Origin of the sequence: Amycolatopsis minnesotensis, from assembly GCF_039529815.1 — a bacterium.
Lineage (GTDB): Bacteria > Actinomycetota > Actinomycetes > Mycobacteriales > Pseudonocardiaceae > Amycolatopsis > Amycolatopsis minnesotensis.
Genome location: NZ_BAAANN010000016.1, coordinates 37030 through 49326, shown reverse-complemented (window position 1 = coordinate 49326; position 12297 = coordinate 37030). Strand labels below are relative to the sequence as shown.

14 protein-coding genes are annotated in these 12297 nt (G+C 69.8%); 4 read left to right on the top strand and 10 right to left on the bottom strand.

From position 1 onward, the window contains the following. The first annotated feature begins 362 nt into the window (after positions 1 to 362). The 3 genes from ABD256_RS44435 to ABD256_RS20840 all read left to right on the top strand — a co-directional run bounded on the left by ABD256_RS44435 (position 363) and on the right by ABD256_RS20840 (position 2315). Complete coding sequence (locus tag ABD256_RS44435) at positions 363 to 923, top strand: transposase (protein ID WP_425546486.1); 561 nt, start codon at positions 363 to 365, stop codon at positions 921 to 923. A 92-nt stretch (positions 924 to 1015) separates the two neighbouring features. Next, positions 1016 to 1270 carry a choice-of-anchor P family protein gene (locus ABD256_RS44430; protein WP_425546485.1) on the top strand — a complete coding sequence of 85 codons (255 nt, stop codon included), beginning with the start codon at positions 1016 to 1018 and terminating at the stop codon, positions 1268 to 1270. 301 nt (positions 1271 to 1571) lie between these two features. Further along, positions 1572 to 2315, top strand: a complete 744-nt coding sequence (locus tag ABD256_RS20840) for a hypothetical protein (protein ID WP_344421139.1) — start codon at positions 1572 to 1574, stop codon at positions 2313 to 2315. 80 nt (positions 2316 to 2395) lie between these two features. Here ABD256_RS20840 and ABD256_RS20835 read toward each other — a convergent pair whose 3' ends face one another. From ABD256_RS20835 to ABD256_RS20795, 9 genes are all read right to left on the bottom strand, one after another. Beyond that, entirely contained in the window at positions 2396 to 2791 is a 396-nt protein-coding gene (locus tag ABD256_RS20835; protein WP_344421136.1) for a hypothetical protein, read from the bottom strand. A 282-nt stretch (positions 2792 to 3073) separates the two neighbouring features. Next, positions 3074 to 3313 carry a hypothetical protein gene (locus ABD256_RS20830; RefSeq protein WP_344421133.1) on the bottom strand — a complete coding sequence of 80 codons (240 nt, stop codon included), beginning with the start codon at positions 3311 to 3313 and terminating at the stop codon, positions 3074 to 3076. Between the two features lie 331 nt (positions 3314 to 3644). Then, positions 3645 to 4328 carry a hypothetical protein gene (locus tag ABD256_RS20825; RefSeq protein WP_344421129.1) on the bottom strand — a complete coding sequence of 228 codons (684 nt, stop codon included), beginning with the start codon at positions 4326 to 4328 and terminating at the stop codon, positions 3645 to 3647. Between the two features lie 247 nt (positions 4329 to 4575). Beyond that, positions 4576 to 5109 (bottom strand): DUF5994 family protein, encoded by a 534-nt coding sequence (locus ABD256_RS20820; RefSeq protein WP_344421126.1) that lies wholly within the window; start codon positions 5107 to 5109, stop codon positions 4576 to 4578. Between the two features lie 100 nt (positions 5110 to 5209). Further along, the gene (locus ABD256_RS20815; RefSeq protein WP_344421122.1) at positions 5210 to 6700 is read right to left on the bottom strand and encodes a glycoside hydrolase family 130 protein; all 1491 of its coding nucleotides are present in this window, start codon (positions 6698 to 6700) and stop codon (positions 5210 to 5212) included. Further along, positions 6697 to 7713, bottom strand: coding sequence for a hypothetical protein (locus ABD256_RS20810; protein ID WP_344421119.1), 1017 nt, complete (start codon positions 7711 to 7713; stop codon positions 6697 to 6699). Before ABD256_RS20810 ends, ABD256_RS20815 begins: the two co-directional genes overlap by 4 nt. Then, entirely contained in the window at positions 7713 to 8819 is a 1107-nt protein-coding gene (locus ABD256_RS20805) for a glycosyltransferase (protein ID WP_344421117.1), read from the bottom strand. Before ABD256_RS20805 ends, ABD256_RS20810 begins: the two co-directional genes overlap by 1 nt. An 87-nt stretch (positions 8820 to 8906) precedes the next feature. Next, complete coding sequence (locus tag ABD256_RS20800) at positions 8907 to 9767, bottom strand: slipin family protein (protein ID WP_344421114.1); 861 nt, start codon at positions 9765 to 9767, stop codon at positions 8907 to 8909. 93 nt (positions 9768 to 9860) lie between these two features. After that, on the bottom strand, positions 9861 to 10535 hold the full coding sequence (locus ABD256_RS20795) for a BON domain-containing protein (protein ID WP_344421111.1): 675 nt from the start codon (positions 10533 to 10535) through the stop codon (positions 9861 to 9863). A gap of 120 nt (positions 10536 to 10655) precedes the next feature. On the opposite strand from ABD256_RS20795, the gene ABD256_RS20790 reads away from it, so the two are divergent. Beyond that, positions 10656 to 11306, top strand: coding sequence for a response regulator (locus ABD256_RS20790; protein ID WP_344421549.1), 651 nt, complete (start codon positions 10656 to 10658; stop codon positions 11304 to 11306). On the opposite strand, the gene ABD256_RS20785 is transcribed toward ABD256_RS20790, so the two are convergent. Further along, on the bottom strand, positions 11266 to 12168 hold the full coding sequence (locus ABD256_RS20785) for a hypothetical protein (RefSeq protein ID WP_344421108.1): 903 nt from the start codon (positions 12166 to 12168) through the stop codon (positions 11266 to 11268). The genes ABD256_RS20790 and ABD256_RS20785 overlap by 41 nt on opposite strands. Between the last annotated feature and the right edge of the window lie 129 nt (positions 12169 to 12297).

The window sequence follows — 12297 nt, the reverse complement described above, 5'->3', positions numbered from 1 at the left end:
CTCCAGGTACCTGTGTTTGTAGCGCCACTGGTGGCGCCAGCCGTTGATCTGACAGTGCTCGGGTTCGTCGATCATGGCGAGGGCGGCACCGGGGAGCCGGTGGCCGGGCTGCTGCGTAAAGGCAACGCCGGGTCGAACACCACCGCCGACCACATCACCGTTCTCGACCAGGCGCTCGCGCAACTGCCCAGCCAGGTCACCGACATCGGCACGGAGGAGGATCTTGCGATCCTGGTGCGCACCGACGCCCCCACCCACGGGTTCGCCGCCCGGATCCACGCACTCCGGGCGCAGTTCTCGCTCGGTGCGTCGCTGCAGCATTTCGGCATCCCCACCGTGCTGGCCCTGCTGCCGAAGACAGCGTGGACACCCGCCTACAACGCCGACGGACATCCGCGCGACGGCGCCTGGGTCACCGAGGTCACCGGCCTGACAGATCTGTCGGCCTGGCCCGAGGGCACCCGGCTGATCCTACGCAAAGAACGTCCCCATCCCGGCGCGCAACTGCGCTTCACCGACACCGACGGGCTACGCGTGACCGGGTGTTCCTCACCAACACCACCAGCGGGCAACCCGCCGATCTGGAGTTGCAGCACCGCCGCCACGCCCGGGTCGAGGACCGCATCCGCGCCGCCAAAGACACCGGCCTGCGTAACCTGCCCTTCCACGACGCCGCACACAACCAGCTCTGGCTGGAAATCTGCGCCCTCGCCGCCGACCTCACCGCCGGGCTGCAACGCCTGACCTGCACCGGCTGGGCCGCCGTCGCCGAACCCAAACGCCTCCGGCTGCGCCTGTTCGCCGTCGCCGGACACCTCGTCCGCACCGCCCGCCGAAACACCCTCAAAATCCCCGAAACCTGGCCCTGGACAGACATTCTCATCCGCGCCCACCACCAACTCCGCGCACTTTCCACACCCTGAACCCCCGAACCCACCCTGACCAGAACCCACCGGAGCACCCGCAGAACCAGCCGAGCGGGCAATAGCCCACACCCTCACCCACCCCACCACAGATCAACAGCCTCAACCCAAGATCACCCGACCAAGATCACGAAACCGTCGTCATCGGCCACATCACCCAGCCCGCACCCAACACCACGGTCAACCTCGGCGCCGTCTCACTGATCCTCAACGAACAAATCCCCTTCACCAACCCCGACAACGGACTCACAGTCAACGCCATACACATCAAATTCAGCACACTCGGCCTGGCCAAAGTGAACATCGTCGTGGCCTCCGCCGAAAGCGACATCAACCACTGCTCATGACGTACCGGCGGCGGCCCGCGCACCGGGCCGCCACCGCACCATCGTCAAATCCGGTGCACCGCGAGGAAGATCGGAAAAGGTGACAGATCAACCCGGCCGCGATTTCCGCAATATGACGAAACAAGCGCTCTCGTCGTGGGCACAGGATCCGCGCAGGCTATCTATTCCCAGAATATCGGTGTAGCGTCCGGGATGGTTGTACATTGACCGCCGGTGACCGCTCCTGCGGAACGTTTGAGCTTCTTGCTCCTCCACCATCGGTCTCAGTTCCAGGAAAGTCCTTATGCGGCACAATCGCACCATGCTGACCCTTGCCGGCGTGACCATACTGGCCGCCGGTACCGGCGCGCTCCTTCCCACGGCCGCGCAGGCCGAGGCCACTTCCGTCGCCTGCACCGAAACGGCGTTGGTCACCGCGATCACCGCGGCCAACGCCGCGGGCGGCGGGACGGTGATCCTGACCCCCGGCTGCGTCTACACCCTCACCGCGAGCCATGGCGACGACGGCGTGCACGGCCCGGCCGGTCTGCCGATCATCACCACACCCATCACGCTCGAAGGCAACGCCAACACCATCGCCCGTGCCACTACGGCACCCGCGTTCCGCATCGCCCAGGTGGACCCCACCGGCGGCATCACGCTTAAGGCGGTCACCCTCAGCGGTGGCCACGCGAGCGCCACCGGCCACAACGACGGCGGCGGCATCCTCAACTACGGTGCGGTCACGCTCACCGGCAGCGAACTGTCCGGCAACACCGCGGGTGGCCTCGGCGGTGCCGTCTACAGCACCGGCACGCCTGCCGCGGCGACCTTCACCAGCAGCACGGTCAAGGCCAACACCGCCAACCGGGCCGCCGGTATCGCCAGCGTCAACGGGACGCTCACCCTCACCAGCAGCGTGGTCAACGCCAACACGGCCACCGTGAATCCCGGCGGGATCTACTACGTCGCAGGCTCGGCGACGCTCAACACCTCCACCGTCACCGCCAACATCGCGACCAACTGCACCGGCAGCCCCTCACCCGTTCCCGGCTGCATCGGATAGGCACGCCGCGCCATTCCCCCAGGCTGGGCCGCCCGCACCCGCGGACGGCCCAGTTTCCCTTCCTGACGGGTCTTCGGCGGCTACGCCTTGACGCAGGCGACGATGACGCCGATGGTCGCCGCGGCGGCGGTCGAATGCGCGGCCGCGCTCGCCGCCGCAGCGGTGGCGGCAGCGGTGGTGAACGCACCCAGGTTGGCGGCGGCGTCACTGATGGCGGCGGGTGTCCCGGTGAGGACGCCCTCGGCGAACGCCTTGGCAGCAGCGGCCGCGGCAGCGGAGTCGACGACGTTGGCCGCGGCCACCGTGGCGGCGTTGGCGGTGTCGACGGCAGCGGCGATGGCGGTCGCACAGCCGGCCGGCGGGGCGTTCGCCGCCGCCAGGCTCGTCGTGGACGCGGCGGCGCTGACCGGCGCCATGGCCAGTACGGCGAGGCTGCCGACGGCAAGGGACGAGGTTACAATGCGGCGAATCTTCATGGGTGAACTCCAGTCACGGTCAAGGACGAGCCCGGCAAACAGCCGGACCGTGGAAACAAAGCCGGTGGAACAAGAACCGGCTCATACCATAGAGTAAAGCACCGCACGAGTTCCAAATACGAGAAGGCACCCGTTCGTGCACATTCTCCGGAAAGTCGATCAAAGCCCGGACCGGTTCGCCGCGGAAACCACCCGTGAAAACCTGAACCCTTCCGCCATGATTTTCCCGGCAAACCAGGTAACAATTCACCGCCGGGAAACGACCGCCAACGGCGGAGCGGCTCAGCGAGCGACTCCACGGCGACCGGTGTCGTGGTCGTTGCCGGGATCGTAACCCGGCACCTTCTTGCCGAACCGGTACAGGGTACGGGCGAGCTGCCGGAAGGCTGTGGGGTGGTAACGGGTCGAACGCGGATCGTTCGAGATGAAGGTGTGGAAGTTGGCCTGGACGTCCTTGTCATCGGTGGTCAAGTGAATGACGCCGAACTCGTCGGCCCAGAGATTGAGACTGTCGATCTTCACCGACCTGACATCATGCCGGGTACTTGCCATTTGTTCTCCACTTCTCACTTTGCCGCTAGATGTTCGCGAGTCGACACCGACGATCGCCGACCGGGCGATGACAAGCGTAACGCTTACCAAGGATGACACTGCGAATATGCATATACCCTACTGCGAAACTTACATGTGTGCTGATTCATCGCACACGGACCGATTATTGTTGCAGCAATCAGGTAACGATTATTCGAAAACGGGACCGTTTCGCTGCGATTCAACGGGGCGGCAAGGCGCGTTCCTTGTGACACTTCCACGATGTGAGAGGGTTGGCATGCGAGGAGTCTGGCCGAACCGCTCATTCTTCGGTGCTCAGAAAACGTCTGGGATCGCTACCCGCTCGCGCGCCGCTGTCGAGCCAGCGCGCGAAACCAGGGCGGTCGCGGCGCTCGATTTCGTCGAGGTAGTCCCGTCGAAGACGAATGATCTCCCGGCGAACCTCCCCGTCGGCGGTCTGCTGCAGGTTGAGGTAACTTCGCCGCCAGGCCACGCACAACTCGTCGGTCGGCAGGTCGGCGGCAGGGGCCGGGCACGACAGGATCGGCACCGGCACGGGCTTGGCCGCGGGAGGTGCCGACGCGGAAGCGGGACCGGACCAGACTCGCCACGCTGCCCCCGCCAGCACGCTTAAGCACAGCAGCACGACGTACGCGGCCACTTCGGCGCCGAAAACGCTCGCGAAACCGTCGACCGCGAGGCGCAGCACCAGGAAGGCGACGCCCGCGACGACGCCCGTCTTGGCGCACGACCTGCCGGGGTCGATCACCAGCCGGTCCGCCGGGGCGTGCGCCGCGGTCTGCCACACCGCGCAGCCGATCATCACCGAGGGCAGGGTCCAGGTGATCACCGCGGCGAGCGTGACGGCGCCGACGGCCGCGAACAGGAAACCCACCAGAACCGACATCATCGACAGCGTCCGGACGAGCATCGCGCGCCGCGTGAACCGGGGATCACCCGCGCCGCCGGTTCGCGGCGTGCTCACCACAGTGCCGATTCGGGTGCCGGGACGTCACGACCGGAGACGGCCACGATCTCCGGCCGAGGGTCCTGATTACGGCGCGAAGCGCGCATTTTCACTCTCATGAGTCTGCTCCCGGCGGTACCCTACTGTCCACACCGGACGCTGCGCGGCGGGACGCTGGATGTCGGTCGTCGTGAGAGCAGAGTCTGGGCGCTCCGGCGCTGTCGGGCTGATAGTACCCCTTACGCGCCCGATTCAACCGGGTTCCTCACCACCGCCGGTCGAGCCTGCCGCCTTCGGTGTCCCACGTGTCCTGAGCGTCGTCGCGGCCAGGGACCAGCACGTCGTTCGCGGCGAGCAGATCGCCCGGCCGGTCGGCGTTGTCCCGTCGCGACGCGGCCATGAGGGCGGCGTGACCACACTCAGCGGTGGTGTCCGGCGGGATCACCAGAAGGCGGACCCGATGCGGTTCGGGTCCGGTCACGACCACGAGGTTCTCGTCATGGGCGCGGGAGGCGTCCAGCAGCACGATGTGCCCGTCGATTTCCGCGCGGCGGGGAACGTTTTCCCATTCACCCCGCACGTAGACCACCTTCGCGATGTACCCGAGCCGGATGGCGAGGACTTCGACCAGCGCGGGCAGTTCCGCCCGCAGCTCGCGCGACCGCGGCCACCAGGCTCCGTCGAGCCCGCCCGGTGGCGCGTCCTTGGGCTTCAGCCGCAGCCGCAGGCGGTGGTGGGTGCTGGCCGGGCTCGGCGGCCACGTGGTGATTCCGGGCTGGACGCGCGGATCCGGTGCCATACCGGAACTCCCGTCCCGATCGCGACCGATCGACGAGGGGTGCGCCGAGGACGGCACCGGCTTGGCCGCCGGCACACGGGGTGCTCTCGGTATCCCCATCCTACACCGCGGCACCGGCCTCGCGGAGACGCGCGAGCAGTGCCGCCACCGGCACGGTGGCCAGTGCGACCCTGGAATCACTGCAGCCGTAAGGGATCCACAGCGTGCCACCGTTGATCAGGCCGCCACAGGAGTACACGACGTTGGGCACGTACCCGTTCCGCTCGCCATCGTCGGGCACCAGCAGCGGCGCGGGCAGCGCGGCCACGACACGAGCCGGATCGGTGCGGTCGAGCAAGAGCGCACCGATCGCGTATGTCCTCATCGGACCGACGCCGTGGGTGAGCACGAGCCAGCCTTCCGCGGTCTCCAGCGGAGAACCGCAGTTGCCCACCTGCAGCAGCTCCCAGTCCGCGGTGGGGCCGCGCAGCGGAACCTCGTCGGACCAGTACCGGCCGTCGGGCGACGCCGCGAGGCTCGTGGTCTCCCCGTCCCCGCGGCACAGCGCGAGCTGCCTGCCGCCGACGGGACGGGGGAACAGCGCCATGCCCTTGTTGCGCGCCGCGGGACCGGTGAGGGAGCACGCGGTGAAGGACGTCAGATCGGCGCTCTCCAGCAGCCGGGGCGCTACCGTGCTGCCGTTGTACGCGGTGTAGGTCGCCCGATAGCCGGTCCACTCGGCACCGTCGGTGAAACGGACGAAGCGCGCGTCTTCCATGCCGTGGCTTTCTGGTGCGCAGCCGGGCCACAGCACGCGTTGCGCGAGTGAGGTCCGGGCCGGGAACCGCACGGTGTAGCTAGCGGTGACGAGTTCACGGATCCGGGACACCGTGCCACCCGCGCCCGCGCGTCCGAGCAGCCGCGAATCGAGCGCGGCCAGTTCGCGGTCGAGGTCGCGCTGGCCGAAGTACTCCGGGAGCGTCGCGGTCACCGTCGCCGCGATCTCGTTGTCACAGCCGTCGTGCGTCAGCGCGGCGCGCAACCAGGCCCGGTGCCACGAACCGGGCCGGTGCTCACCGGTGCTCAGCGGTCCGGTGCGGGGATCCCACGTCGCCGACGGCCCCAGCCCCAGCACGCCGGTGGCGAAACCGATCGAAGAAAGGTGGCCTTCGCCGATGCCACGCAGGCTGAGCACCACCCGCGTCTCCCCCGGCGCCAGGCCGTCCTGCCGGTGGTGCGGCACGAGGGAAGGGTTGCACAGGGCGGCTGCTTCGACGGCGTATTCGTGCGTGAAGCACGCACCGAGCAGCAGTTTGCGCTGAGAGCCGAGAGAACCAGGGTCGACGAGCCGATGGCTCATGATCGCCCCGTTCCGTTCGAGTACCGAGGCGAAGTCCTGATGCCTGCCGGAGAAATCCGCGAGTACCCTGGTGAGCGCCGCCGTGACGGCGTTCTCCGGCAGCGCCAGCACACGCCGCACCAGCGCACTCGCCCGCGACTTGGTCTTCGGGCTTTCCTCGCCCGGCACGAACAACTTGGTCACCACCCGCGCGGATTCCGGCCGAAACACGGTCGAGTGCCGGGACACCAGATCTGGCGTCTCACCGATCATGCCGCGTCCGTGCCCGCAAGCACGCCGATGCTCAGCCGGTCGAGCTGGAACGTCGACAGCGACGCCAGCAGGGATTCCGCACCCTGGTTCCGGTTCACACCGTCGCCGCGAAGACCGTCGCCGCACCCACCGGTGTCCCGGTCGAGCAGGGCCACCCCGGCGTCGTTCGCGCCGAGGAACCAGCCCATCGCACGGTCCACTGTGGACGCCCACAGCCCGGTGCCGGTCACGGCCTGGGCGCGGGCGCAGGCCGAGGCGAGCGCGGCCACTTCGATCGGCTGCTGGTCGAATCCCGGCGGCGTCTCGCGCGGCGCCCACCCGCCGACGGGCACCACCGACAGGTGGCCGTCCAGGGTCTGCAGGTCCACCAGCCAGTCCAGCATGCGCAACCCGTCGGCGAGCGCCGCGGGCACGGACAGCGACTCCCCCGCCGCGATCAGGAGCTCGGCGACCGCGGCGTTGGCGTAGGTCAGCCGGGGGTGGGGCCACGGCCAGCCACGGCCGAGCGGGATCGGCCCGACCGCCGCCACCGCGGCCGCCAGCAGGTCCTTCGCGGTTTCGTCGGACGGCCAGCGGAGGAGCAGTTCCGCCGCACCCAGTCCGGCGAACACCATGGAGCGCGGCGACGGCGACCGCCGGCGCGCGCCCGAGTCGAACAGGAGCCGCGCTTCCGCGCGCAGCCAGGACCGACCGGCGTGCGCGGCTGTGCTGCCGAGCCCCCACACCGCGCGGCCCCACCAGTCACCGGCCCCTGGCGTGTCCTGCCAGTCGCGGTCGTAACCGAGGCGGTTGTGGAAGTACCCCTCCTCGTGCGCGTGCGCGGTGAACGCGAAGAGAGTTTCCTGCAACCGCGCCAGATCCGGGGTCAGGTCCGGCTCGCGGCTGAGCAGCACCAGGCCGCGCGCGGCGTCGTCGAGGCAGTATCCGTGCTCACGGCGCGGGATCGGCCCGCACGCGTGCTCGAACAGGCCGGCGTCGTCGGACAGGCGCAACAGGTGGCGTTCGTCGATCATCACGCCACGACCGGCGCGCGCGCCGCCATGACCTCGGCGGCGAGCCCGCAGTACTGCTTCGCCACCGACGCCCAGCCGAGGCGACGAGCCGCGATCCCGCCCGCGGCCGCCATCGCGTCGGCCACCGCACGATCGGCGAGCACGGTGTGGACCGCGGCCGCGATCGCCGCCGGGTCCTGGTGGTTGACGAGGAGCCCCGCACCGTCGGAAAGCAGTTCGACGGCGTGCGGGAACCGGGTCGCCACGACCGGTGTGCGCGCGGTGACCGCCTCGATGAGCACACCCGAGGTGACCTGCTCGCGCGAGTCGTAGGGCAGCAGGACCACTTCGGCGTGGGAGATCATGCGGCTCAGCGAAACGGGGTCGAGATAGCGCGAGTCGAACCGCACGAGGTCGGTGACGCCGAGCTGTTCGATCCGGAGGCGCAATGACCGCCGGTAGCGTTCCCCTTGCCACGCGAGGACTTTGGGATGGGTCCGGCCCGCGATCAGATAGCGCGGCGCCGGCTCCCGCCTCGGGAGCAGTGCCATCGCCTCGATGCCCTTCCCCGGCCCGAGCAGCCCCCAGGTCAGGATCTGCCGGTGCTGGCTCCGGTGCGGCACGACTGTTCCGGCGTCGCGCGGGACCACGGCGCCGTGCGGGATGACCACGAGCCGTCCTTCGGGGACGTCGTAGCCCGCGACGAGCCGTGCCCGCGCGATCTCGCTCATCACCACCACCGCGGCCGCCGCCGCGAGGACGCCGTTGAGGACCGCGCGCTGGTGCGCCGTCGGAGCGGTGAGCACGGTGTGCAGCACCACGATCACCGGGACGGGCAAGCCCGCCAGCACACGCAGGACGTCGTCACCGTCCCGGCCGCCGTAGATGTCGTACTCGTGCTGCACGATCGCGACGTCTTCCCTGCTGAGCAGAGCCGCCGCCTGGCGGCAGCTCGCCGCGGAGCCCGCGACGAGATCGCCGACCACTCCGCCGGGCTCCGCCGGACGGGCCGGGCTTTCCGCGTCAACGGCCCTGACCACCCCGCCGACGGCTCCGGACGGCAACGCGGCCCGCAATGCCGCGGTGAACGAGGCGAGCCCGCAGAGCGTGGGCGGGTAAGTGCTCAAGAAGCCGAACGTGATCACTCGGAGCCCTTCGGGTCGGTGGCCGCGCGTGGGGCGCGGCCGCCAGGTGGGTGTTCGGGTCCCGGCGGCTCAGCGGTCGCCGGGCGCGGCCGAGCCGTTGGCAGGCGCGACCACCGGGGTGATGGCGGCGGTTTCGGCCGGCTTCGGGGTGCTCGTGCCGGTGGCAGCGCCCGCCTCGCGGGCGAGGAAGGCACCGAGCTCGCCGATGGTGCTCATCAACGGGGCGGGGAACACGACGGTGGTGTTCTTGTCCACGCCGATCTCGACGAGGCTCTGCAGGTTGCGCAGCTGCAACGCCAACGGGTGCGCCATCATGGTGTCCGAGGCGTCGCCGAGCGCGGCCGCGGCGAGGGACTCCCCTTCGGCACTGATGATCTTGGCCCGCTTTTCCCGTTCCGCTTCGGCCTGCCTTGCCATCGCGCGTTTCATCGTCTCGGGAAGCTGGATGTCCTTCAGCTCCACCAAAGTCACCTCCACACCCCAGTCGAGCGTGGTGACGTCGAGGATCCGCCGGATGTCGACGTTGATGCTGTCGGTCTCGGACAGGGTCTGGTCCAGCGTGTGCTGGCCGACGACCTTCCGCAGCGTCGTCTGGGCGATCTGGTCGATCGCCGCGTAGACGTTTTCGATCGCCACCACGGACGTCACCGGCTCGATCACCCGGAAGTACGCGACCGCCGACACGTCGACGCTCACGTTGTCGCGCGTGATGATGCCCTGGGACTGGATCGGCATGGTGATGATCCGCAATGGAACCCGGCGCAGCACGTCGACGAACGGGATGATCACCCGCAGTCCCGGCTCGCGGACGCCCAGCACCCTGCCGAGCCGGAACAGGACACCCCGTTCGTACTGCTTGACGACGCGCACCGTTGATCCCAGCAGGACCAGCAGTACGACGATGACGGCGATGATCACGAGAACGACCATGATGCTCCTGAATTCGCGAACCGCGCCGGCGGACTGGTCCGCCGGTGTGCGGGCACCCGCGCCGGCGCGGGTGCCCGCGGACTGGGTGCCCCCTCAGCCGGTTAGGGTCAGCTGGTTGTCGACCGCGGCCACGCCCGGGGCGAACCAGGCCGCCTGCTCGGCCGCGCGGCGCTCCGCCGAGGAGGCAACCGCGCCCGAAAGCGTGACCTCGTTCCCGGCCACGCCGACCTGGACGTGCTGCGCGCCCACCGGCGAATGCCGCTCCAGCGCGGTGATGATCTTCGCCTGCGTTTCGGCGGCCGGGATCACCGCTGAAGCCGTCAGGGTGATCAGGTTCCGCACCCCCGTCACCCCCGGCAGCACGGCCACCGCGTTCCGGGCGGCTTCGCGCTGGTACTGCCAGTCCACCGAACCCCGCAGGGCGACCACGTGGTCTTCGACCTCGACCTGGACCGCCCCCTTCGGCACGACGACCGTGCGGCGGTCGAAGATGATCGCGGCCTCGCGGGCGAGGTCCGCGTCGTCCGGCGCGTTTCCGTTGGACCGCACCACGATGTCGTCCACGGTGACGGTCACGCCGTGCACACGGGTGGTCGCGCGCAGGGTTTCTTCCTTTTCCGGGTAGGTCCCGACACTTCCCGATAAGGTCGCTTCGCCGCCGGTGACGGTCACGCCGATCTCCTGCGCGTCGATGCTGGGAGTCCAGGCCAGCTCATCGGTGATCGCGGTCTCGAGCTCATGATCTGCCCTGTGCTGGATCTGTGTCATGGGCCAACGGTGTTCCCTCCGGCCACCCGCGGGCCAGAGTCGCCCGACCTTTTCGGCAAGGCCTTTCGGCGACCGGCGTAGCGTGGAGCTGTGCCGGACCCCGATCAGCACGATGCGGACGTGATCACCGTCTTCCTGGTGGACGACCACGAGGTCGTGCGCCGCGGCGTCGCGGACCTCGTCGACGGAGAAGCTGACATGACGGTGGTCGGGCAGGCCCCGTCCGTCGCGACCACGCTGGCGCGGGTGCCCGCGCTGCGCCCGGACGTGGCAGTGCTGGACGTGCGGCTGCCGGATGGCAACGGCGTGGAGCTGTGCCGCGAACTGCGCGACCGGCTCCCCGGGCTGCGCTGCCTGATCCTGACCTCGTTCACCGACGAACGGGCGATGGTCAACGCGGTGCTGGCTGGTGCCGACGGCTACGTCATCAAGGACATCGAGGGGCTGCGGCTGATCGACGCGATCCGCCGGGTCGGGTCGGGGCACACCCTGCTCGACGAGCGCGCCGTCACCGCACTGATGACCCGGCTGCGCGCGGACACGGCGGAACCGGGACCGCTGGCGGGGCTGACCGACCAGGAGCGCACCCTGCTGGACCTGCTCGGGGAAAGCCTGACGAACCGGCAGATCGCCGACCGGATGTTCCTGGCGGAGAAGACCGTGAAGAACTACGTGTCCCGGCTGCTCGCCAAGCTGGGGCTGGAGCGGCGGAGCCAAGCCGCGGTGTTGGTCACCGAGGTCCACGACGAAGCGCGCCGTCAGCCGAACTGACCGGGAACGGCCGCTCGTCACTGGTCACGACGTCCGCCAGCGACGCCCGCGCGGCCACCGGTACCGGCGCGCCGTGTCCCAGCCGCACCATCGCCTGCGGCCAGAGACCACCTCCGAGCAGGTGCCGCAGCTCCCTTCGCGACGTCGGCGCCGCCAGGATCTCGCCGGGGAACGCGGCGGAAAGACCGGCCGCGGCCGCGGTCAGCAGGACCCGTTGCAGCGCCTGCCCCGCCTGGACGCGCGACAGCGGAGCGTCGTGCAGCGAGCCCACGACCGCCAGCAGCCGGTCGGGCTCGGTGCCGAAATCGGCCATGCCGTCGTCGCGGCCGCTGCCCTTTTGCGCGCGGTGCAGGATCTCGCGCAGTCGCGGCAGCTGCGCCGGTGAGATCGCGGCGAGCCAAGCCCGTTCGATCTCTGCGGCGCGCCGCAGTTCTCGTTGCGTCGACGCGACGACGGTCGCCGCGGTGAAGGGGCGCTGATGGCCGCCGCGAATCCCGATGGACTCCGCCAGCAGCCGGTCCACCGGCGTGGCGGGTTCGCGGCCGTACGGCAGCACCACGGCCAGCAGGTCCGGCCGGTCTGGCGCCGGGAGCAACCGGGTCTCCGGGTAGATCCCCAGCGCCCTGATCGCCAGCCGCAGGTTCAGCAACGCGGCTCCGCAAGCCAGGAACTGTGCCCGGTTTTCGGGGCCGTTGTCCCGCGCGAGGGGCGGCGGGTCCGCGTACAGCGTGATGGCCTCCGGTGTGCAGTGGAAACGCCACGGCGTGCCGCCCCCGACCGGCGGCGGAGTCGTCGCGGCCAGCAGCACCGACCGCACCTGGTCCGCGCTCAACTGTCCGACGGGCATGACACCGGTCTTCATACGGCGGCTCCGGATGTGGTCGGGTGGGCGGAGGGGCTCCGCCGTCCCCCACGGTCCGCCTGGCAGGCGGGCGAGCCCCAGGGCCGAACGGCCCTCGGAGACCGGCCCAAGGTCGCCGGTCGGGGCTCG